The sequence below is a fragment of the Paenibacillus cremeus genome (genome assembly GCF_007786445.1).
GTDB classification, from domain to species: Bacteria; Bacillota; Bacilli; order Paenibacillales; family NBRC-103111; genus Paenibacillus_G; species Paenibacillus_G cremeus.
In genome coordinates this window covers 16,010-37,721 of sequence record NZ_VNJI01000062.1, presented here as the reverse complement: position 1 = coordinate 37,721, position 21,712 = coordinate 16,010, and the positions used below count along the sequence as shown (strand labels likewise).

At 46.2% G+C, this 21,712-nt stretch carries 20 protein-coding genes and 1 pseudogene; 4 read left to right on the top strand and 17 right to left on the bottom strand.

What is annotated here, in order from left to right; translation table 11 throughout:
* Positions 1-29: 29 nt before the first annotated feature.
* Positions 30-1,118: an L-dopachrome tautomerase-related protein gene (locus tag FPZ49_RS30950; RefSeq protein WP_391563888.1), complete on the top strand. Its 1,089-nt coding sequence runs from the start codon at positions 30-32 to the stop codon at positions 1,116-1,118.
* A 385-nt stretch (positions 1,119-1,503) separates the two neighbouring features.
* Here the strand turns inward: FPZ49_RS30950 and FPZ49_RS36185 are convergent, their stop codons facing one another.
* From FPZ49_RS36185 to ssuE, 5 genes and pseudogenes are all read right to left on the bottom strand, one after another.
* Positions 1,504-1,647, bottom strand: a complete 144-nt coding sequence (locus FPZ49_RS36185; RefSeq protein WP_186446208.1) for a hypothetical protein — start codon at positions 1,645-1,647, stop codon at positions 1,504-1,506.
* A 501-nt stretch (positions 1,648-2,148) separates the two neighbouring features.
* A complete protein-coding gene (locus FPZ49_RS30945; RefSeq protein WP_144854211.1) occupies positions 2,149-2,634 on the bottom strand; it encodes a hypothetical protein in 486 nt (161 codons plus the stop codon).
* A 319-nt stretch (positions 2,635-2,953) separates the two neighbouring features.
* Positions 2,954-3,325, bottom strand: a complete 372-nt coding sequence (locus FPZ49_RS30940) for a WGxxGxxG family protein (protein WP_144854210.1) — start codon at positions 3,323-3,325, stop codon at positions 2,954-2,956.
* A 428-nt stretch (positions 3,326-3,753) separates the two neighbouring features.
* On the bottom strand, positions 3,754-3,948 hold the full coding sequence (locus FPZ49_RS30935) for a hypothetical protein (protein WP_144854209.1): 195 nt from the start codon (positions 3,946-3,948) through the stop codon (positions 3,754-3,756).
* A 12-nt stretch (positions 3,949-3,960) separates the two neighbouring features.
* Positions 3,961-4,493 (bottom strand): annotated as a pseudogene (gene ssuE, locus FPZ49_RS30930) (NADPH-dependent FMN reductase).
* 336 nt (positions 4,494-4,829) lie between these two features.
* Between ssuE and FPZ49_RS30925 the strand changes: the two are divergent.
* On the top strand, positions 4,830-5,189 hold the full coding sequence (locus FPZ49_RS30925; RefSeq protein WP_144854208.1) for a nitroreductase family protein: 360 nt from the start codon (positions 4,830-4,832) through the stop codon (positions 5,187-5,189).
* 132 nt (positions 5,190-5,321) lie between these two features.
* Here FPZ49_RS30925 and FPZ49_RS30920 read toward each other — a convergent pair whose 3' ends face one another.
* The 3 genes from FPZ49_RS30920 to FPZ49_RS30910 form a co-directional block, all read right to left on the bottom strand.
* Positions 5,322-6,893: a C40 family peptidase gene (locus FPZ49_RS30920; protein ID WP_261381704.1), complete on the bottom strand. Its 1,572-nt coding sequence runs from the start codon at positions 6,891-6,893 to the stop codon at positions 5,322-5,324.
* Positions 6,894-7,244: 351 nt separating this feature from the next.
* Positions 7,245-8,039 (bottom strand): MBL fold metallo-hydrolase, encoded by a 795-nt coding sequence (locus FPZ49_RS30915; protein ID WP_144854206.1) that lies wholly within the window; start codon positions 8,037-8,039, stop codon positions 7,245-7,247.
* 311 nt (positions 8,040-8,350) lie between these two features.
* On the bottom strand, positions 8,351-8,986 hold the full coding sequence (locus tag FPZ49_RS30910) for a 2OG-Fe(II) oxygenase (RefSeq protein WP_144854205.1): 636 nt from the start codon (positions 8,984-8,986) through the stop codon (positions 8,351-8,353).
* A 316-nt stretch (positions 8,987-9,302) separates the two neighbouring features.
* Between FPZ49_RS30910 and FPZ49_RS30905 the strand changes: the two genes are divergently transcribed.
* On the top strand, positions 9,303-10,586 hold the full coding sequence (locus FPZ49_RS30905) for a PASTA domain-containing protein (RefSeq protein WP_144854204.1): 1,284 nt from the start codon (positions 9,303-9,305) through the stop codon (positions 10,584-10,586).
* 547 nt (positions 10,587-11,133) lie between these two features.
* Here FPZ49_RS30905 and FPZ49_RS37940 read toward each other — a convergent pair.
* From FPZ49_RS37940 to FPZ49_RS30885, 5 genes are all read right to left on the bottom strand, one after another.
* Positions 11,134-11,250, bottom strand: coding sequence for a DUF7660 family protein (locus FPZ49_RS37940; RefSeq protein ID WP_449289946.1), 117 nt, complete (start codon positions 11,248-11,250; stop codon positions 11,134-11,136).
* A gap of 260 nt (positions 11,251-11,510) precedes the next feature.
* Entirely contained in the window at positions 11,511-12,875 is a 1,365-nt protein-coding gene (locus FPZ49_RS30900) for a flavin monoamine oxidase family protein (RefSeq protein WP_144854203.1), read from the bottom strand.
* A 265-nt stretch (positions 12,876-13,140) separates the two neighbouring features.
* A complete protein-coding gene (gene rpiA, locus FPZ49_RS30895) occupies positions 13,141-13,803 on the bottom strand; it encodes a ribose-5-phosphate isomerase RpiA (protein WP_144854202.1) in 663 nt (220 codons plus the stop codon).
* A 122-nt stretch (positions 13,804-13,925) separates the two neighbouring features.
* Positions 13,926-14,135: a hypothetical protein gene (locus FPZ49_RS30890; protein WP_144854201.1), complete on the bottom strand. Its 210-nt coding sequence runs from the start codon at positions 14,133-14,135 to the stop codon at positions 13,926-13,928.
* Positions 14,136-14,415: 280 nt separating this feature from the next.
* Positions 14,416-15,981: an extracellular solute-binding protein gene (locus tag FPZ49_RS30885; RefSeq protein ID WP_144854200.1), complete on the bottom strand. Its 1,566-nt coding sequence runs from the start codon at positions 15,979-15,981 to the stop codon at positions 14,416-14,418.
* 292 nt (positions 15,982-16,273) lie between these two features.
* On the opposite strand from FPZ49_RS30885, the gene FPZ49_RS30880 reads away from it, so the two are divergent.
* Complete coding sequence (locus FPZ49_RS30880) at positions 16,274-17,056, top strand: phytanoyl-CoA dioxygenase family protein (RefSeq protein WP_144854199.1); 783 nt, start codon at positions 16,274-16,276, stop codon at positions 17,054-17,056.
* Positions 17,057-17,119: 63 nt separating this feature from the next.
* Here the strand turns inward: FPZ49_RS30880 and FPZ49_RS30875 are convergent, their stop codons facing one another.
* The 4 genes from FPZ49_RS30875 to FPZ49_RS30860 all read right to left on the bottom strand — a co-directional run bounded on the left by FPZ49_RS30875 (position 17,120) and on the right by FPZ49_RS30860 (position 21,568).
* Positions 17,120-17,881: an HpcH/HpaI aldolase family protein gene (locus FPZ49_RS30875; RefSeq protein WP_186446207.1), complete on the bottom strand. Its 762-nt coding sequence runs from the start codon at positions 17,879-17,881 to the stop codon at positions 17,120-17,122.
* A gap of 73 nt (positions 17,882-17,954) precedes the next feature.
* Complete coding sequence (locus FPZ49_RS30870) at positions 17,955-18,947, bottom strand: hydroxyacid dehydrogenase (protein ID WP_144854197.1); 993 nt, start codon at positions 18,945-18,947, stop codon at positions 17,955-17,957.
* A gap of 22 nt (positions 18,948-18,969) precedes the next feature.
* Complete coding sequence (locus FPZ49_RS30865) at positions 18,970-20,148, bottom strand: Gfo/Idh/MocA family protein (protein WP_144854196.1); 1,179 nt, start codon at positions 20,146-20,148, stop codon at positions 18,970-18,972.
* A 22-nt stretch (positions 20,149-20,170) separates the two neighbouring features.
* Entirely contained in the window at positions 20,171-21,568 is a 1,398-nt protein-coding gene (locus tag FPZ49_RS30860) for a mandelate racemase/muconate lactonizing enzyme family protein (protein ID WP_186446206.1), read from the bottom strand.
* Between the last annotated feature and the right edge of the window lie 144 nt (positions 21,569-21,712).

The following is a 21,712-nucleotide window of genomic DNA, read 5'->3' as shown; positions in this document are numbered from 1 at the left end:
TCGAACCTGTTGAGGAGGATTTTATACAAATGATATTACCGAGTGAAAAGTATTTCGGTAAGTTTGAGGCGGTTTTTTTATTTTACGAGGCCATGCCTACAGGCGTTACTGTTTCTGAAACTGGGCGCATTTTTATTTGCTTTCCAAGATGGGGAGACGATGTTAAATTTACGGTGGCTGAAATCGTTCGTGGTACATTACAGCCTTATCCTAGTCTAGACGCTAATTTGGTAAGCCAATCGAATATCACAACGTCCTTCATTAGTGTCCAAAGTGTCGTTGCTGATGGTAAGGGAACGCTTTGGGTACTGGATACGGGGGCTCCTAATTTCTCAGAACCCATCAAAGGGGGGGCGAAGTTAGTCGCTGTAGATTTAAATACAAATACCATAAGAAAGGTATTTACATTTGCAGAGGATGTTGTCCTGCCCACTACTTATCTGAATGATGTCCGATTTGATTTTCGTGTTGGTAAAGCAGGTTATGCTTATATAACGGATTCGTCTTCCCGAGGACCGGGTGCCATTATTGTCGTTGATTTAGAAACGGGTTATGCCTGGAGACGGTTAAACGGGGCAAATTCAACTTCGCCCGATCTCTTTCTTTTACCGAAAGTCGAAGGTAAAATCCTGATGAATCGAAACAAAGACGGATCTACTTCACCCTTTAGATTGGCATCCGATGGTATAGCGATTTCCCCGGACGGCAAGATGTTGTATTTTTGTCCTCTCACCAGTCGTCATCTGTACTCGATTTCAACGGAAGCCCTAAGAGACCGAACGATACCGGATATGAATTTACAGTATCACGTGAAGTATTTGGGGGAAAAAGGTGCTTCAGATGGAATGATCACCGATGCAAAAGGAAACGTGTATGCTGGAGACTATGAAAACAATAGTATTCGAAAGATATTGCCCAATGGAATAATGGAAACCATCGCACATGATCCGAGAATTTTATGGCCCGATACTTTTTCTATTGGTCCAGATCAATACTTATATTTCATCGTGAACCAATTACATCGGCAGGCAAGATTTCATTATGGAAATGACCTGCGGCAGAAGCCTTATAGTTTACTCCGTATGAAAATAGACGAACCACCTGCTCCTACCTTTTAGTAAATCGCTTTACAAAGTTGACTCTATTTGCATAGAAAATGTATTTTATGACTTTAGGGTTATTAAGAATTTGGAGGCTGCCGCTCGGCAGCCTAATTCAGCTATCGGAGAACGTTAAGTACAATTATAAGCGGCGATCTGTACGCCTTTCGGCCGTTCAGAGGCGGCACAGCGACATATTGCAGCCAACGTCCACTCTTACCATTCAGCGTAGCTACGGTCCCCATATTATGACTGGACGAAGCACCTAGGATCAATACCTCGCTCTCCCTCATCTGCTTTAGCTGGGTGGCATCCTGTGTAAATGTTTTCGGGCTAATTAAACCCTTTACGATTATCATGAACCAGAAAGAAGCATTCATTTATTAAGATTTCAATTAAGCCCTTAGCAAGAACCGTCATTGTCTTGAGAATCGCAGCCGCCTTGAGATTGAGAACGGTTGTTATTCTTATTACTTTGGTTTAGTTTTCCAGCTTCCTGACTAATTTTTTTTGAATTGCTGAATGTTTGAACATGTTGCTCTTTCACCTAAATCACTCCTCAATATTTATGTTCAGAAACCATCATAGTATTTCACCCACATAAATTTTTATAAAACCATTTTTGTACATTAGGTTTTCAGGCTAAGAATCTTGTGAGTTTGATTTATAATCTCCAATAATGCGTACATCACGTGACTGAATACAGCTCAACGGCCGAATGCTTGCTTCGATTAGAGTCGACATGAAGTAGCGTCCTTTCGCAACATACTCATAAGTGCATCGTATACGGTATACGTTCTCGGGTGCGACCAGCAAAATTAATCACTTTATTTTTTGTTTTTAAACATAAAGGGCACGAACACAAACGGTACGAAGAGAAAGAATGGCAATCCAAAACTCTTACCAATGAGGACTGAGAGCCCTCCGATGACTATAGTTGTTGATATTGATACTCGCTTCTTATTAACTTCAACTGTACCACGTTCTGGAAAGTCATAACGCCGACGAATCTATGGACACCGCCTTATTCATTTTAGGTACTTTTTACTTACCTACTGACCCTATTCCTCCACCTAATAATCCAGCGTATTGCGAAAAACAAGACGACTCCCCAAAAGAGCAATCCAAAGAACGACATACCCAAGCCTGGGGCACCGTAATAACCACCCCCGCCAAACCAGCCAAAAGGATGAAACAAGCTGCCAAGCAAGGTTCCTGCCGCCAAGCCGCCGAAGAAGCTGCCAATACCCCCGCCACGGGTTGGGTATCCCGTTCTGTAGCCAGGCTGGGTCGTCACTGGGGTTCGCGGAACCGTATTGTAGGTGCCTCCCGGACGCGCCCCCGGCGTATTTCCGGCCCGCCCACCGGAGAAAGAGCCGCGGCCGGATCGGTATCCCGACTCCCGAAGGAGGTTATCTTCGTTTTGCTCTTGTAGTCCCGGAGCGACGGGATCCAAGGGGATCGACTCAGCATGAACCGGGCCTGCGAAGATTAGCCAACATATAAAAAAAGCTGTAAACGTAATAATTTTCACGGAGGCCCTCCATTAATCCTTGAAATCAAAGCTAGTTATATTATGGTTCGGTTTGCTGGAATTATCCTACTCGTATGGTTACAAGCAGACTTAAAACTGGGAAGAAGAGTGGAAATCAGATGAAATAAGCTATTAATTCAAAGGGATGAGATTAAGAAAAATTAACCGGGTAGATGTCAGAAGGAGTGAAACGCATCGATGAATTACAATAAAGAATTAATCAACGTATTTGAACCGTTGTAAATCTGTGGTTTACTGGCAAAAAGACCGATTACTACCGCAATGGAGCAGCAGCAATCGGTCTAAGGAAGTTCTTGATTTACTTTACATCCTCACGATTTCGGGAACGCATGCCTGCCAAACCAAACAAGCCTAGCAAACCAAGCCATCCCCAGTTGCTTCCTTTGTTTGTAGTAGTATCAGCATTTGTTCGATAAGACGTTGTATTGTAATTACTGCCATAACCATACCCTGTGCTATTGTAATTGGCCGTAGGACTGGTAGTGGTTCCCGTTGTTCCGTAAGTTCCCGTTCCTGTTGTACCCGTACCGCCTGTTCCCATATTGCCGGTGGTAGTTCCTGAACCGGTAGTTCCTGTTGTTGCCGTTGTATTAGCAAGAACGGTTTGACCACTGATACCTAGGGAAGCTGTCAGAGCAAGTGTAAGAACTGTCTTTTTGAACTTGATCATGTTCGGGGAATTCTCCCTTCCGCGCAGTATTAGTTTCTAGTCCCTTGCATCCATAGCATCCGCTATACGCAGAATTCTTATCCTCCCTGCAATCATTAAATTGAAAAAAATGGAGAAAACGGCGGAACGGCCGGGGTTTATGTTATACAGCCCAAATGGCTATGTATTCAGCAGGGTGAGTTATATCATCCTTACCAAATAGGTCGTCTCTTTAATACCCTTTAATATCTCCTTCTCGTCCTCAATAATGACTGCATTCATCCGGGGTTAACCTCCTAAATCGATAGCAACTGAACATCCTGAGTGTCTGCATATCTAAACATTCTTCAAGTAAATACCTGTCTCCTCCTTTAATTTCCATCTATCGCGTTTTCAATCCGGATGTGGAATTTTCGAGGCGGCTTCCCCCTGCCTGACCCAAATCTCCTTCATGCCCAGTTCCTGGTTGGAACAAGACCGTAATGGATGCGATCCACGATCATTACTCCCTGCTCAAGCAGGATTTGCTCGGTCCAGCACCTAGGGAGATTGAGGCCGACATAACTGATAAGAAATCCGCGCTTCCCGCCTATCCTTTTAAATGTATTGGTTTGAGTTCCGCCGATAATCGCAACCGTCTTCATTTACACGCCCTCCTATCCTCGATGAACCTCATGCATTAATTGTGCAGCGGATTTTTCGAGCCGTTCCCGGAGCTCATCCCCTAATGTAAACTGATGGAGTTCATCCCTCTGCACCTGCGAGTCTACGGCGTACACCCCCGCAACGATGTTGGTCGCGCCAAGGGCAGACAATACCGGTTTGAAAGCATAGTCAATGGCAAGCAGATGGGCAATCGTTCCACCAATCGCCAGCGGAAGCACCAATTTTTCCTCAAGTTCTTTTTGCGGAATCAGATCGAAAAAAGCTTATAGAACCCCGGTGTAGGAAGCCTTATAGATCGGCGTAGAAACAACGACTGCATCGGCCTGCTCGATCGCGCGATTCGCTGCAAGGATTGCCGGACTGTCGAATCGGGTGTAATCCAAATACTCCGGCGTAATTGATTTACCTTAATCCACTCTAGCTCTGCGCCCTCCCGCTTCAGCTGCTCGCTGACATAATTCGTAATGCCGTTCAAACGGCTGGATTCAGATGGACTTCCGGAAATGATAACGATTCGGGACATGATAATTCACTCTCCAGTTTTAACAGTTTGGTGGATGAAATAAAAAAAGAGACACGACAATTCGATGGAATGGATCATCGAATTGCCGGTCTCCAGTTGTCCGGTAGACTTTCATTACTATATACCCACTATTACTGGGTTAAGTAAGAATATCAACGTTTTTTTTTATATTGAATTGACGCTTATGGTATCGGGTGATATAGTAAAAACAAAGTATCCCGCTTGGATTTTGACTATATATTTGCTACCGGATAACCGGAGATCTCCTTTTTAGGAAAGGTCTTCGGTTTTTTTTGTTTTAAACAACCCCTATTCCAAAGGACAGGTGATTGAACTATGAACAGTACAATTAACCAACTGCAACAACATCGCTCCAGTCGCAAGTACAAACCGGACCCGTTAACCGAGGAGCAGCTGCAAGCGATTATCGGAGCTGCCCAAAAGGCGACCACCTCCAGCAATATGCAAGCCTACAGCGTTGTAGCGGTGACCGACTCGGACGTGAAGCGCCAGATCGCCCATTTGGCCGCAGACCAGCAGTATATTGAAGAGTGCCCGGTCTTTCTACTCTGGTGCGCGGATTTGCACAGGCTGAATTACGCCTGCGTGCCGATTGAAGAAGTGACGATTCCGGTGAGCACGGAAATCTTCATTATTGCGACAGTCTTTTTGCTCCCGGCACTTTTCTGGCATTAAACAGAATCCCTACACCAGCTGGCATCCACCTGCTTTAGCTATTTTTGAAAATATCTAACATGCCGGCGGCGGTGATATTATATATTCTACTTCGCAGACTCCGTTTCCGTGGGATTATTTTAATTTGTAAAATTAGTTAACAACGCGGCGGGCGGTGATATAGTGGCTTGTCCAATGTGTGCTGTTTAAGTTGGAAATCACGACCCCTTTGTTTGGCAGATTGCTTATAAACTGTCCGTTGCCGATATAGATGCCCACATGATTAATCTCATTAGGTACATTTACACTAAAAAATACCAAATCGCCCGGTTGCAAACCGGCTTTCGGCACATACGTTCCTAAATTCCCCTGTAGTTTGGAACTCCATGGAATCGATTTGCCATTGAGCTTAAAGACATATTGAGTAAACGAAGAACAGTCAAGGATGAGATTGGGAATATCCCGTACGCCGAACTGGTAAGTGACTTTTCCCTGGAACGACAACGCAGTGTCTACGATTTTCCCCCCAATTGTCCGCTTGTCAATATTGCTGACCATATATGAGCTAACCGTCGAAACGTTCCCTGCCGCATCCGTGCCCCGGGCCTCCACTGTGCCGTTATCCATCATGACAACAGATTGACTGTATGCTAACCATGCTCCGTCATTTACTCGGTATTCATTGACCGCGGAGTCCGCCGGATATGTGATGAATACGGTTACATCTTGATTTGTTACAGCTGTCTGATCAGCTTTTAAGGACGGAGCCGCTGGGGCGATTTTATCTATATTGTTCACGGTATACGAACCAACCGTCGAAACGTTCCCTGCCGCATCCGTGCCCCGAGCTTCCACTATGCCGTTATCCGTCATGACAACCGATTGACTGTATGTTAACCATGCTCCGTCATTTACTCGGTATTCATTGACCGCGGAATCCGCTGGATATGCGATGGAAACGGTTACATTTTGATTTGTTACAGCCGTCTGATCAGCTTTTAAGGACGGGGCCGCTGGTGCGATTTTATCTATATTGTTTACGATATACGAACCAACTGTTGAAACGTTCCCTGCCGCATCCGTACCTCGAGCTTCCACTGTGCCGTTATCCGTCATGACCACCGATTGACTGTATTGAGACCATGCTCCGTCATTTACTCGGTATTCATTGACCGCGGAATCCGCCGGATATGTGATGGAAACGGTTACATTTTGATTCGTTATAGCTGTCTGATCAGCTTTTAAGGACGGAGCCGCTGGGGCCATTTTATCTATATTGTTCACGCTATACGAACCAACTGTTGAAACGTTCCCTGCCGCATCCGTGCCTCGAGCTTCCACTGTGCCGTTATCCGTCATAGCTACAGGAGCGGTATAGGTCGTCCAAGCGCCGCCATTGATTCGAAACTCTTTCTTTGCCGCGTTGCTCGGGTAGGTGATCGTTACGTTTACCATCTGATTGGTTGGAGCTGTTCCACTTGCCGTTAGCGTTGGCGCTGTAAGCGGAGTTTGCGTTTCTTTTACATAGGAGGTCGACACATAGCCTACTTTTCCATTCAAAGATACTTTGAGCCAATACGAATTCACATGCTCAAGCACGTTTAAAGTCGTTCCGACTTTAAGAAATGAGTATATACTACTGCTTGTACTGGGGGCTGATCTAAAATTTACTCCCTGAGTAACCGTTGCTGTAGTTGAGGCAAAAGCAGAGGCGGAAAACGACATTAGCATGGTGGCACCAACGAATACTGAAACGATTTTTTTCAAAAGAACCTCTCCTTTAATAGATGGATTAATCCACTTATATGAGTTCGAGGTCGTCCCACCGTTTCTGTCCAAATCTGTATCAACAACTTTATGGTAATATTAACCATTGTTTTGTGGGCGTGAGCAAACAAGTCTATCTTATTTTTTGCCCAATCAAGAACCAACCTTTCCAAAGTTCTTGTCAAAATCAAGAATGGGTTCAAGTTCATGTCAGTGAAATTTGACAAGAGCTTGATCCCATAAATCAAAAAAGCCGCGATATACGACGAGCTGCAGCGTTTATGCTGCCTATTGATCGCCTAAAACATCTTACTTTAATACGCAAGTGGAAACATAGATAAAACGTTCGAACCGGCCCATAATATGGCTTTTCTGCTCCGGATATGTGGCGTAAAGATAATCTAGAAAATATCCCGGATTTAGCCCGTTTCCTTTGAACATGTCATAATGCATCGGTATGACCGTATCCATTCCGGTACTGACGGCTAGCTCCACCGCTTCCCTGTAATCCATATTGCCGATAATTCCTTGGGCCGTCCGGAATGCATCCCTGCCGTTGATCGGCAGCATCCCGACCTCGATCGCTTCGGCCTTCAGAGACTCGATTAATCCCGGATAGACTGTTGTATCTCCGGCATGGTACAACTTAACTCCGTTCAGTTCCAACAAGTACCCGACAAACCGGTGTCCCCGTGCCGGATCGTAATCCAACTGCTCGTGGGCGGCCGGAATCGGTTTTATTCGAATGTCAGGCATTGCCCTCCATTCATCTGTTCGCGCATCCAGCAGCTGCTCCGGATTCACGCCAAGACGGATCATATGATCTCTGCAAAAGCCTGGTGCCATAAATGTAGCAGCCGGGTTGTTTACGGCCACCTGCGGAATGGTTCCCGAATCCAAGTGGTCTCCGTGTTCATGTGTTATCAAGCAATAGGTAGCATTCGTAATGTCTTCCGGTCTCAGAGGCGGGGAGTATGTTCTCTTGGCATTATCAGACATATACGGATCAATATAAACCGTCGTTTCTCCACCCTTTATTACTACGCTTTCCTGACCGAGAAACCATATTGCAAGCATTCCGTAAGGCACTTTCGTCTCATTCATTTCTTGGATAAGCTTCTCATTTCTTCGTTGCTCCTTTTTTTGCAACAAGCGACTTCCATCCTTTCATATTCATTATTTTTTATGGATAGCAGTTTCAGTAGACGTTTCATGAAGGTATTCGGCAGGTTCCTGCTATTCCCCTTCTGGAACCGTTTCGAGCCTAGATTAGGGATGATATTCGCCAAATACTTGGCGTGCGAAATGAGTATGGATTGATCCACTTCGCTTTGCGAGAATCGAATGGGAACGCGAATATCCCCGAATTTGAAGAGGGAAAAAAATATCTAGGTATTAATGTTAAATTTCGTTCTTTACATATGACGATGTCTTTGTCTTCTCATCCACTGGGTTGCTACCCATTTCTCCCCGGCTGCAACGGGATTCCCTGCATGCAACGTTAGTTCATTTAAGCGATGATCGTTATAAAAATATTCAAAGTAGACAGCACTACCTTTTTTCGGCGTTACAGCAAAACGAAGCGAGGGAAAATACGTTTCTCCGCCTTTTTCCACGTCATTTAAGTAAATCAGAAGTGTACTGACCCGATTGTTTTCAATATTCCCGGATGTAAAATAGTCAAAATGAGGCTGATATTGATCCCCTGCTTTATAATGTAAAATTTGCAGAGGCTCAGCATGTGAAACGGGTACATTCATCAGTTCAGAAACTCTGCATTCAATGGTTTGAATCAACTCATTTTCGCTTTCCTCAAAGAACATACTGCTGCTTGTCCTGATATCACTTACTACACGAGATTTGCCGATTTTAGCTCGCTGCATTCTGTTTTTAGCTAAGTCAATCAACGAGTCGCATTCCGTATAGCTTAATACATTGTCGAAGATAAAAATAAGCGGTTCATCCATTTTTCCGACAATATGAATCTCTTTATCCTTAGTCATAATTTTGTTTCCAAATGAATTGAAAATCGTCTGCTCTATAATGGCCATGGTTATGGCTCCTTTTTATTATTGAGGAGTTAAAACTGCATTATGTCAGTCGTTTTAAAGAGTTCTTCGTGAAATAATAAGTTCCTTCCATATTTTATAAAAAAAACTTTATTGCAATTCTTTAATAGGCTGCCAAAATGTGAACTGCACCTCCAATGCTAGATCGTGTCTAACAAAAGGGGTAAAGTTCAATGACGGATCAGTTTCCGTTCGCCTTGGCCTTCCCTGCTTTATATTCTATTTCTTTCTTACCCACTAATGACGCAAAAATGAATTGTTAGGCGAATAGACTATACGTAAAAGGGGGAACACGTCCATGAATCACATTGCAAAACGATACATACTCGAACAACCGCTTACAGAGATTACGAACGGGCTATTGGTGAGAGGGATGGATTTGACCTTCCAACGTAGCGTTCTTCTATATACATTCCAGGAGTCGGACGAACTAGCACTTCAGGAAGCTTTACGAAGGATGAAAAAAGCATTCCAGGTGTCCGGCGAGCATTTCATGCATGTGCTGGATGCCGGCTCGGAAAACGAAACGCTGTTTGCCGTTCTTCAGGCTTATTCGGGCAGTCCTTTGTTCGATCGACTGATTGATTTGGAGATCACGGGCCACAAAGCGCTAATGTATGTGCTAGAACTGGCCAAGGGTATCCGTGAAACCCGCCGAAATCGGCTGCCCGAATGCGCCGTTGATGCGAAAAATTTATGGCTGGATGATAACGGCCGGTTGCGGATCATCAATTTTTGGGCCGAGGGGAAGTACGGACGACGCGGTGTTGAGGGGCTGGCGCTGCTATTGTATCAGCTGGGTGCCAAAACAGATATTCCGACCTCCTCTATAAGCGCGTATTCTTTTGAGATGAACCGATTGTTTGCGGATTTGTCAGAACCTGCTCGAGCACGCGCTGTCGCTTTGGCTAGTAAGGCGTATGAAGGGTTGTGCTCACTTGGCGATTTTCAGCAAGAGCTGGAAGCTCTGCTCGATTTCGGGCACGAGGGGAAGGAGCTGCCGCTTCTTAAACCCAGGGAGCCTCGATCGCAACCGCGCATCACTACGGCAACGGACCGCAAAAACTCAGAACAACCCGCGCTGTTCCGAGAGTGGATTCAGCGGCTTAGATGGCCTCTGTTTGCTGCTGCCGGCTCCGGTGTGCTCGTTCTCTTGCTATGGCTGACACTGCGTCCGCTCCCTTACCATTCTAACGGTTCTAAGCCGCAGACCACTCCAACGACCGTTCCTACAGCTATAGCAACGAATCGTACGGAGACGCCGAAGCCTCCCCCACCGGCAACTTCGAGTCAAGCTCGAACGGATGTACCGTTGAATAAGGCTTCAGAGGTCGAAGCTCAGCCGGAAAACGATAGTACGATACAAGCCAAGATGGGCATTGTCCCGAATTTAGTCGCTCATACAAGGGAGGATGCCGAGAAGCTCGCTATTGCCTCTGGGCTTCGATATCAGTTTTACCTGGAAGCAAATGACGCAGACAAGGGTATCGTTTTCAAGCAAGACCTTACTCCCGGTACCGCCGTGAACAATGGCGACCGCATATCCTTTTGGGTAAGCAAAGGAAAGTCGAATGGAGAATAAAACGAATGTAATTGGATGTTAGTAATAAATTGGACTATCAGGCAATGATTCAGACGCCTTTTGTATCTTAAATCTGCTAATCCTGTGATCGGTTTCAAAGATAGCGGGCAAAATAAACCAGCTGCTTCTCCAGAAATGGCTGGTCTTACCCTATATCCAGCTTGACGAACAGCGTGAATTAAGGCCTGCCGCCTAAGGGAAATGCCTTGAGGCCAGCAAAAATTACATATTGAGACTCCTCTGTGTCACATGCTGAGGTACCCAGCAGCCAAGCTCCACGTTCCACGGGCATCACGTGAGTCCGTGCCGCCCGCACTGCTCTTCACTTTTAAAGTGAGTACGGGACACGCTTGCGAATGCTCTCTCAGGTTACATTCAGGATAATGTTCATTAATTCAATCAGAGTCTTGATTCGATAACAGATTGCTTAAACTTCATAATAAGAGCGCCTCCTTGATGGTGTTGGGTTTTGAACCCGTGGACAAACCCATCATACCGAGGCGCTCCTTTTTTGACAAAGCCCATTTCTATCCAAGCTTCCATTGCTTCAAGATATCTGTCTTGATGTGGGATTTTCCCAATTTTCCATATTTGTAGCCAAGTCCTTCCTAAGAGCGGAAAGAAACCTAATGAAATCCTCTTGTGACCTTATTTCATCTATCATTTCATGTATAGACATTTTAACCTCCACAACGCTCATTCATCACCTTTGTGCTTGTAACTTTTCCAATATATCCTAGCTGCTTCCCTCAAGTGATTAATAGCTATTTCATTCTCTTGTTTATCATATATAAGTAATCCATTTGCTTTGATAAACAGTTACAGGTAAAAATGTTGGCAAATCAGCATTCTTTTGACACTATCGTACCCTTAGTTCAAAAGACTATGCAGCAAAATTGCTTGTTATTAGGTTATTGTCTCGTACTAGTTATTGGCAATAATTTGATTTACAGCTCGTAACGCTGAAGAGATCGCACCTTCAATCCAACCAGGAAAAAGACTTGTATTATCGCCAGCAAAGTAAATTCTACCTTGTTCGGAAGAAAGTGCTGGGAGCATTCGAAGCATCTGTTTCGGCTTATACCAAGCATATGCACCACGGGAGTATGGATTATGATCCCAAGAAAAGACCGTCCCACCTTCATAATTATACGACAATTCAGGAAGCACCTGTTTGATTTCTGATACAGCTGAATTAAAGTTACCAGCTCTAGATATTACTCGCGCCGATTCACCGGAGGAGTACGAACAAATTAACCCCCTCTTTGATTTCGTTTGAGTGAATGTAGCATCAAGCAACCATCCAATTTTCAGATCCGTATTTACTGTTGTAAAAGAACTTAAGCTGTTCCAGAATCTAGTTCGGCTTTGTATGACGGTACGCGTAACGGAGGTGGAAAGTTGGTTTTGAATGACATCATTTTTTTCTTTGCTAAGTGGCGGGGAAAAATGAATTGTACGTAGGACTGTAGAGGGAATGGCCACAATGACCCGATCACAGCAGATAGTGAAAACTTCGCCGGAATTAGTAAATTGGATAACTACTCCTTTATTACTATGTTCAATATGCGTCACAGCACATCCATAACTGATATTAGAGCCAATTGTAAGGGCAAGCTTTTTCGGTAATTGATCCATTCCTCCTACTATAGTCTGTGTATTACTTTCGGAACTGACCATTTTTAGGTCAAGCAGTCGCTGTAATGCGGATACTTTGCCAATGCCATCACCCAACATCTGCATATATCCTATTTCAAACAGCTTAATCGCACCCGAAGATGCTCCTTGGCCCTTAAGATATTCTTCCATTGTCATTGAATCGAGCTGTGCCGCTTGTTGTGTGGGCCAGCCTGGCAAAAAAGGATCACCCGCCGCTTTAAGCCCCGGCTTAAGATACTTTTCCAGCATTCCCGCATATCCTAAAATTCTTTCCTCGGCTGTAAGTGAAACAGGCCATAGTGCAGGTTCAGCCGGGGAATCTATTATTAATCTCCCGTCGATATATGACAAACTTCTATTCGGGACTGGTAAATTTATTAATTGAACCCCGGCTTGCTGAGCATAACTCAATGTGAGAAAATGATGCGCTCCAATGAAGGCCGCCCCGATTTCGCAAAATAATCCGTCAGCAAATTGATCCCGCATTGTGTATATGCGACCACCCGGTTGACTATTTGCCTCTAATAAACGCACGCTATATCCTTTTTTCATAAGCTCCAAAGTGCATACTAAACCCGCCATCCCTGCTCCAATAACTACAATACGCTCAGGAAAACGACCTATTACCATAAGATCCGATTCCTCCAAATATTACTTTTATAAACATTTTGTGTGTTTATAATCCTTTAGTTCCTAGGTACTTCTTATTATTCTATGCTGTCCATTACTTCAATAAAACAATAGAGGAGCTGCCTAAAGCAAGCTCCTCCACTATCGTACCCGTTTGGCCAGTTAGCGTGAAACAGCTGCCGGTTGTAATACTCGCGGCAACTTCTTGTTGTTAGTTTGGTTTGAAACTATCTCGTATCCGTTAGCTTAAAGCCCGACATTTTTTTCATAATTCTAAAATTGATCCATCCCGATAACCAACAATTACTTTCGTTGCGATCTTGATAAACAGTCCATTATCCACTACTCCTGGAATCATATTGATTACGGAATGAAGGTCTTTTGGCTGATCTATACTTCCAAAGTCACAATCAATAATGTAATTTCCGTTATCTGTAATGAATGGATTATTATCAACAACCCGTAATTTTGGAATACACCCGAGCTTGCCTAGCTTTTTCTGCGTAAGCTCATGCCCGAATTTTACTATTTCAACAGGCAAGGGGTATTTACCTAGTCGACTTACTTTTTTGCTTTCATCGACCACAATGATTAGTTCCTTGCTAAAAGAAGCCACGATCTTCTCGCGTAATAGTGCGCCTCCACCACCTTTTATTAAGTTCCACTCGTTGTCCACCTCATCAGCTCCATCAATTGTAATATCCATTTCCTCAGCTTCAGAAATGGATATTAACGGAATCCCTAATTCCTTAGCCAAGTTTTCGGAGTTAATGGAAGTTGCTACTGCCTTAATACTTAGCCCGCCCTTAATTTTCTTCCCCAATTTTTGAATAGCCCAATAAGCAGTAGACCCAGTACCTAAACCAACGACCATACCGTCACGTATATACTCCACAGCTTTCTCAGCCGCTACTCTTTTCGATTCCATACGATCCTCCTTGAATATCGTTTTTTTTGTTTAACCAAAATTACTATTTTATTAAGTATGATCAACGTCATTATTATTAAACAGCCCCATAGCTTTACAGCGTGTTACATTTAATTAATCAGTCATTTATTTTCATCATCATCTGCTAACATTCTGTTTTTCCTTTTGAGATACGCTACAAAAAAAACGATTAACAATATCGTTCCAAGAAATATAAAAGGAAGGCCAAGAACTATTTGATTAGCAAATTGTTCAAATCCTTCACCTTTTTTTAGGAAAAAGTAAACACCAAATATTACACTAATAATTGCGGTTAAGAGTAGAACGACCAATTTTAGTTCCCCCAAATTTTTTCTGCTTGTAATTCGTTATTATTAGGTAATTCGATATCATTTTTCCAGTATCCTGCCCTTCCAGTTCGACAGCGCGCCATTTTCGTTCATCGGCAATGATAACGGATTAATTATCAGGTTTTCCTCAAATGTTGCCTCCCCTTTAAACCGACCTCTTACAGTCCAAAATCAGACAATTAGAATAAAAATAGGCCAGCCATGATAACTCAGGCTGACCTAATTCATATTGGAATAATTTGTAGAAACCATTATGTCATCATTATTTCCACTTTTGCGCTTCGGGTCCTCTCAGCTTAATGTTGCTTTTCTTTTGGTAGCGGTCGTTTGCTTCCTTAAGCACATCGTTTCCGCCCTTGGATTTCCACTCTTCAATCACCTTCGGCCAATCGGAGATCGGTTCTTTTCCGTACACCATTTTAACCATATGCGAGAGCAGAACCGGTGCACCGGTGTCGCTTAATGGTGCGATGTCGGGATTTTTTTGCATCGCATCAAGAACTGGATCGAACTCGAGTCCACCGCGTCCCTCGTTTGGCAAAATGGTCTCGAAGGTTTTGAGCAGATCCTTGCCCTCCGGTGTGGCGCTCAAAATTTGCTTGCGGAACGCATCGTCCTTGACCATATGGAGGAATCCGCTTAAATAGCGCTGCTCAGACACCTCAGCATCGGTCTTCGGATCAATCGGCAGGGTCAGGTCGAACCACTTGTCAGCCTCTTCTGTAACCTGCCAATCGAAGAACTTGAGGATGCCTGGAATTTTGTCCTTGGCAACCTTGGAGTTGATGAAGTAGGCACGGCCACCGGAGGAGTACAAATACCCGCCACCCTTGCCGTCAGTACCAACTGGTGAAGGGATGATTTTGATCTTCGCATCGGGAACTGCTTGCTTCAATTGAGTTTCCCACTGAAGCAGCTCCTGCGCATTCATTTCCCACATCCCGGCTTTGCCTGACAAAATAATATTTTTGAAATTCGTCGGATTGATCGTCGCGAATTCTTTGTTGATCAGCCCTTCGTCGAACATGGTTTTATAGGTTTGCAATGCTTTCTGCATGTTCTCGTTATCAAAAAACTTCGGCTGCACCTTGCCATCGACGACTTCAAACTGGCTAAGATACGGATACACGTCGTATGCACCAAAGAACAGATCGGCGTATTTAAAGTCCTGGCGGCCCATGAACGGATTCTCCACACCTAGCTTTTTAAATGCTCGCAGCATATCGAGGTATTCATCGACGGTCTTCGGATCCTTCGTAATGCCGGCCTTCTTCATCAAGTCCTCGCGCACCCAGGTCGATCTGCGGGAAGGCTGGGAAATAAACTCCGGAATCGCATAAATTTTTCCGTTCAGCGTCACCTCGTCCCAAGCCGCCTGCGGGATCGCCTTCAGCAGGTTCGGCGCGTATTGCTTAAGCAGATCGCCAAGATCTAGGAATACCCCCGCCTGCACCGAGCCGGCAAGCTCCTTTCCACTTGTGCTTGCACCGGCTTGTACCACGTCGGGTATGTCGCCAGTCGCGAACAGCTGGACCATTTTCTTCTCAAACTCCGCGTGCGGGATCAGTTGGATGTCGAGGTCGGTGTTGGTTTTCTTTTCAAGCTCTTTAACCCACTTGTCTTCGTTTAGGTTGGTTGCCTTTTCCACGTAATCATAGTTGAGCGTGCGCATAGAAATGCTGAATTTCGTTGGTCCCTGCTGGGCTTTCGGTGCGTCGGTTCCAGTCTTTGGCGTTGCTGTTGAGCTAGCGCTGCCGCCTCCAGTTGTGCAACCTGCCGCACCAACGGCTAGAGCTGCAACCAATGTACTTGCCATCCACTTCTTCATAGCTACCCCTCATTCCTTGATCATTGTAGTATTAAATGAAAACGATTTGGTATAAACCGCTCTCAGTTCAATAAATGGCATGTCTGCTCAAGTTGTATGTAAGCGCTGTCAGAGGTGATGTTTTTATAGTATTGCGAATAGACAAAGCACACTATGGAGTCCCTTTAGATCGTATCGTGTTTTTTTTAGATTCAGTTTCGTTAATTTTTGGCTTTTCCGCGGTATGCCCATCCTTCTTCTCACGTACAATGTAGGTAGTGATAAGTAAATACTAGATCAGAGGTGCTTACTCTTGGCCAAAAATACCGTGGAATCGATTAAAGAAGCTTATGACCGGGATGGGTACGTTACGATCCCCGATGTGCTCGATGCCGAATTGATGCAAGAAGCGGACTCCCATATCCAATGGCTGATGAGAAAGCACCCTAATGTCCGTCCAGAGAACCTGCACAGCAACTTCATGCCGAATGATCCGTTCTGGTTGCGGCTCGTCAGCGATGATCGCTTATTGGATATCGCCCAGCAATTTATCGGGCCTGACATCGCCCTGTACCGCTCCCAATATTTGAGCAAGCCCCCATTTGACGGTAAGCCAGTGCTTTGGCATCAGGATGGAAGCTATTGGAACCTCGATCCCATGGAAGTCGTGACGCTTTGGCTTGCAGTAGATGACTCCCTTCCGGAGAACGGCTGTATGCGGGTCATACCAGGAACTCAGCAGATGCAGCTTTACGAGCTTCAGGAACGCAGCGACGTAAAGAGTGTATTTGGCTCAGGAATTAATACGAGCTTAGTCGATGAAAGCAAAGCTGTTGATGTCATTTTGAAAAAAGGAAGCGTCTCCATTCATCACCCGAACGTCATTCACGGCTCGAATGCAAACCACTCCCCGCTTCGTCGCTGCGGATTGTTGATCCGATACATTCCGACCACCACCAGAATCGTTAGCGAAGACCAATGGCCCTACGCCTTCCTGCTTAGAGGAAATGCGAACGAAGGTATCAACCAATACTTACCTAAGCCCAGGTATATTGAAGGGCAGCATATGCCATTTAATGGCTGCGAGGCCTGGTAATCAATACCTAAAGCAAAAAGAGGGGTGCGCAAACGGCGCCCCTCTTTGCTTTAGGTCATTTTTCTATTTCTGCTTCCCTGCGTTTGAAACTTCCTTGAAGGCCGAATAGAGCACCGGCGTAATGCCGACACCGACATATTTAGCTCCCCAGTTGAGCTGGGCAGTGACCCCTGCGGCGCTTCCGACCTGGATGCCGACCGTTCTGCCGAGCTTGCGACCACAGGTCAGCACGGTTTCCATAGCCTTTTGCACCTCCGCATGCTCCGGCCCTTCCACAGCGTAGCCCATTGTCACCGATAAATCGGTCGGACCGATATAGAAGATGTCGATGCCTTGGACATTCATGATTTCTTCGATGTTCTCTACAGCTTGCGGTGTCTCGATATGGACCGCGATCAAAATCTGCTCGTTGGACGCTTTTAAATAGTCTGCGCCACCACGGGTGCCATACCTTGCGGATCTGACGGAATAGGCGGTTCCCCTCTTGCCGGCAGGCGGAAATTGGGCGCGCTGAACAACCTCTTGGGCCTGCTCTCTCGTATTGACCATGGGCACGTGAATGCCATAGGCGCCACGGTCCAGTGCCTTCTGAATATCCGAAGCATCGTAAGCGACGCGGACAATCGGAACGGTTCCTGCAAGTTCGGCGGCCCGGACCATCTCTTCTACCTCACTCCAGCTGAAAGGTCCATGCTCATTGTCGATAACGACAAAATCGAATCCCGAATCGCCCAGCATTTCCACAAGGGTCGGAGAGTGAAATCCGATAAAGCAGCCCACCGCTGTTCCACCTTGTTGAAGCTTGGTTTTGACCACATTGTTCATAGCAAATGACCTCCTAATCGTGAACAGAAAGGGATCGACCAACAGAACCATTGTCGGCGATCCCTTATCTTAATTACGCCATAATCTCCCACATCTTTTCGCTTACTTCGAAGGAGGTTTTTTCATCATGCAGTCCACGGATAATATCCTCGACTACGGCCTGCATGAGGGCCAAATGACCTTGAACCGAGGCCCCGGCCACGTGCGGAGTAATCAGCACATTCGGGAGCTTGCGGACAGGATGGTCGACAGGGAGCGGCTCCTGTTCGAATACATCTAGTGCTGCGAAGAAGCGGCCGCTTTCGAGCGCTTCCATGAAGGCTTCCTTGTCAAGACATTGAGCGCGAGACGAATTGATGAAGATGGCCCCATCCGGGATCCGCTCAATGAGCTCTCGACTGATCATTCTTTCGGTAGCCGGCAGATTCGGAACATGCACGGAAATAATCGGGCAGCTCATGACTTCCTCGAGCGTTGCCCGTTTCACGTTTAATTGCGCCGCCGCTTCCTCAGACAAGAAGGGGTCATACAGAAGCACATTCACTTGAAAAGGAGCAAGCAGCTTGATAAAAGCCCGTGCCGTCGAGCTGGCGGAGACGATACCGACGGTGCTTCCCGTCAGCTCTCTACCCTTGAGCCCCAGCTCCCTCCATTGACCGTCGTGAAGCGATGTATTCAACGTGGGCAAATAACGGAGCATCGAGAGCAGCGCTCCCAGACAGTATTCCCCCACACTTAAGGCGATACGCGGTGCAGCGGAGTAGACACGGATCCCTTTGGAAAAGATGGGCTTCGGCACGAGCTTCTTGACGGTACCAGCCGCATGGCCAACGGCACGAAGCTTAACTGCGTTCTCTAAAGCTTCTTCAGTAATGCTCGGAGATCCCCAGCTCGTAAGGATCACTTCCGCCTCGCTGACCATTGCGGCCAGCTCCTCCTTCGTGTAATCCCGCCCTGTGTCATTCCATGACGTATCAAAATGTTCATTCAGCAGCGCACGGCACTTCTCGGAACAAACTTCGTTTAAACGGGATTCAGGCGATAATACGAGTGCTTTCATTTTCATAGGAATAACCCTCCTGATCGATTTAATGAAAAGAAGCTTTTATATCCACGTTAATGGCACTGGTGTCGATTTCCGGTTTGCTGTAGGTCGAGTTCTGAATCAATTGGTTCAGTTTGAGCTCATATTTATCCGCGTTAATCGGTAAATACTGCTTGCAGCCCTCAAGTGCAGACAACACCATACCGTTAATGATCATCAACGAATGTAAGCCCTCCGCAGCAGGAATAAGCGGAGCCTTGCGCTCGGTGATGCACTGAAGGAAATCCGACAAGATGATTTCATGGCCCGTGTCCTCGTCTCTGTCCAGATCGATCTCCGTCAACGCATGCTGCACTATCCCAAACGCTTCCTGAGACGTTTGAATATAGTCTAGAGCCGAAGAGGAATTAAGGTAAAGGCTAATCTTTTTATTCTCACACACCAGCTTGCCGTACTCACCGACAATCTCCAACCGATCGGTACCCGGACATTCGGAGGTCGAGGCAATAAAGCTGCCCATCAGGCCGCTGGGATACTCCAGGATAGAATGGACCTCATCTTCCACCTCAATGTGATGATACTTTCCAAAGGAAGCCGTAGCCGTAATTGCAGCGGGCATCCCGAACAGCCACCAAAGCAGGTCGATGTTGTGGGCACACTGATTTAACAGTACTCCCCCTCCTTCCCCTTTCCAGGTACCGCGCCAGTTTCCGATGTCATAATAGGCCTGAGGCCGAAACCAGCTGGTATTGATCCAGGAAAATCGCATGAGCTTCCCGAGCCGTCCAGAGGAAATGAACTCTTTCATCTTGATCCAGTGTTTGGTTGTTCTTTGCTGATAAAAGGCTGCAAAAACGAGGTCCGGTTGAACCTGCTTCTGCTGCTCATGCGCTTTCACCATCCGACAGGCATCTTTTAAGTGCGCCGCAACCGGCTTTTCCACTAAAACATGCAGCTTTCTCTGCAGGGCCTCGATGGACATGTGGGTGTGCTGGTAGTGAGGAGTGGCAACAATGACAGCATCCAGATTGCCCGCATCCAGCATAGCCGATAGATCAGTAAAGCCCTGCACCTGATATTTAGAAGAAAGCTTACGAACCTTCTCGTTCGTTTGGCTCCAAATGGATACGACCTGGCAGCCCGGCATCTTGGCTAGCAGTTCCAAGTAATGCTGACCCATATTTCCCATGCCGATCATCCCAATGTTCAATTTCCGCTGCATGATGACGTCACCCTTCCCACAGCTATAGATTTACCGCCGGATCAGGTAATGGTCTGGAGCTTGCCGCCAAATCGTAGCCGAAGCCGTACCCTTTTACGCTGTCGAACCGTATTTTTCCTTGCTGCCGATTGTATACGCCGGGATGAACACGCGCTTCGAAAGACGAAGCTTCTGGATAAAACTGCATCCCGTTCGTCTCCACCCCCATAATCGTTCCTGCATGGTAAGCCAGGAGCACGTGAGGAATTTGCGCCAGCATCGGGTTGGTCAGATCTTGTACCATCAGCGTCATTCCATGAGCCTTGGCCCAACACATACTGAGCAGAGCGCCGGTTTGCGTCTTGCACGTTTTCAGCGCCACCCCAGTCCATCCGAGCGTACGCCCCAGCTTCACCAGCTCCCAGTCATGAGCGCTTTCATCCATAAAGAGCGGCTTTCTGGCGCTAACACTGCGAACATCCAAGCGATGCGCCTCCAGATCATACGGGAACGGCTGCTCAATATACAGGATCGCTTTATAAATGTCCGGATGCTCCACCATTAATCGATCCAAGATCTGATTGACATAAGCACAGTCGGTTACTTGGCAGTTAAAATCGGCTGTCAGCCATGTCACTTGGCGCTTCAGAGCGATTTGGCCTACATCAACAAGCCGGTTATAGTCCCAATCCGAGTCATTGCCGGCCAGCTTGACTTTCAAGCATTTCAAGCCGTCGCGTTCGATCCAATCCTCCAGCGTGTAAGGATAGCCGTCATTAATCTCGTCGCCCGTGAGCTCATGGGCAAACAGCTTATCCTTACCGCCGACCAGATGCCACGCGAGCAGCGCTTTTTCAGGTGGAATTTGAAAAAAATGCTCCGGATATAAGCCCGCAAAGGAAACATCACAGTCATCCGCTGCTTTCAAATACGCTGAAAGATCGGCATTCATATATTGCCCGTTCAGGGTTTGATAAACCGGGACCTCATTCGTCTGCCCATAGGCGTCATAGAGTGCGAGATCGAATAGAGAAAAGCAAACGAGCGCCGCCAAATAAGGCACAGGCTCCGGTAAGCCGGAAACGGCGTTAAATCGATCAACAAGGTCAAGCAGACGCTGCTTTTGATAGCGGTAGCCCAGTTCAAAAGGATGCCCTTGCTCTTTCCAATTCGCCAGATCCTTGGCGATCAGCTCGCAAACCTGCTTCAGCGCCCGTTCACGAACCTCGTAGCTCAGCGAGCTGGGCCACACCCATTGTACGCTGAGCGGCGTTTCTCCCCAGCCTTCCGCGCTTTTCCCCTGCCGGTTTGTGGTTCGTATACACACTCTGGCGCAGGTGACATGGGTGAGCACCTCCGGTCCAAATTTCAATGGGACCCGGGTTTCGATGGGCAAATAATAGAGTTTAATGCCTTCAATGGAAATATCATAAGGCTTCATCCGTACCATCTCCCTATTTAGATTCCCTTTGACATATATATAGATTTGAATTAAGTACAAGCCAAAATTATAGCGGCCTGCAAGGAAGCAAGCCGCATAGTGCTTTAACTCAAACTGAAGCTAAAAAACATACACGAACGTTAC

Excerpts from the sequence above, each read along its gene's own strand:
- FPZ49_RS30950 (WP_391563888.1), top strand. The coding sequence starts at position 30 with ATGATATTACCGAGTGAAAAGTATTTCGGTAAGTTTGAGGCGGTTTTT.
- FPZ49_RS30940 (WP_144854210.1), bottom strand. The coding sequence starts at position 3,325 with ATGATCAAGTTCAAAAAGACAGTTCTTACACTTGCTCTGACAGCTTCC.
- FPZ49_RS30935 (WP_144854209.1), bottom strand. The coding sequence starts at position 3,948 with ATGAAGACGGTTGCGATTATCGGCGGAACTCAAACCAATACATTTAAA.
- FPZ49_RS30925 (WP_144854208.1), top strand. The coding sequence starts at position 4,830 with ATGAACAGTACAATTAACCAACTGCAACAACATCGCTCCAGTCGCAAG.
- FPZ49_RS30920 (WP_261381704.1), bottom strand. The coding sequence starts at position 6,893 with ATGTCGTTTTCCGCCTCTGCTTTTGCCTCAACTACAGCAACGGTTACT.
- FPZ49_RS30915 (WP_144854206.1), bottom strand. The coding sequence starts at position 8,039 with ATGAATGAGACGAAAGTGCCTTACGGAATGCTTGCAATATGGTTTCTC.
- FPZ49_RS30910 (WP_144854205.1), bottom strand. The coding sequence starts at position 8,986 with ATGGCCATTATAGAGCAGACGATTTTCAATTCATTTGGAAACAAAATT.
- FPZ49_RS30905 (WP_144854204.1), top strand. The coding sequence starts at position 9,303 with ATGAATCACATTGCAAAACGATACATACTCGAACAACCGCTTACAGAG.
- FPZ49_RS37940 (WP_449289946.1), bottom strand. The coding sequence starts at position 11,250 with ATGATAGATGAAATAAGGTCACAAGAGGATTTCATTAGGTTTCTTTCC.
- FPZ49_RS30900 (WP_144854203.1), bottom strand. The coding sequence starts at position 12,875 with ATGGTAATAGGTCGTTTTCCTGAGCGTATTGTAGTTATTGGAGCAGGG.
- rpiA (WP_144854202.1), bottom strand. The coding sequence starts at position 13,803 with ATGGAATCGAAAAGAGTAGCGGCTGAGAAAGCTGTGGAGTATATACGT.
- FPZ49_RS30885 (WP_144854200.1), bottom strand. The coding sequence starts at position 15,981 with ATGAAGAAGTGGATGGCAAGTACATTGGTTGCAGCTCTAGCCGTTGGT.
- FPZ49_RS30875 (WP_186446207.1), bottom strand. The coding sequence starts at position 17,881 with ATGAACAATGTGGTCAAAACCAAGCTTCAACAAGGTGGAACAGCGGTG.
- FPZ49_RS30870 (WP_144854197.1), bottom strand. The coding sequence starts at position 18,947 with ATGAAAATGAAAGCACTCGTATTATCGCCTGAATCCCGTTTAAACGAA.
- FPZ49_RS30865 (WP_144854196.1), bottom strand. The coding sequence starts at position 20,148 with ATGCAGCGGAAATTGAACATTGGGATGATCGGCATGGGAAATATGGGT.
- FPZ49_RS30860 (WP_186446206.1), bottom strand. The coding sequence starts at position 21,568 with ATGAAGCCTTATGATATTTCCATTGAAGGCATTAAACTCTATTATTTG.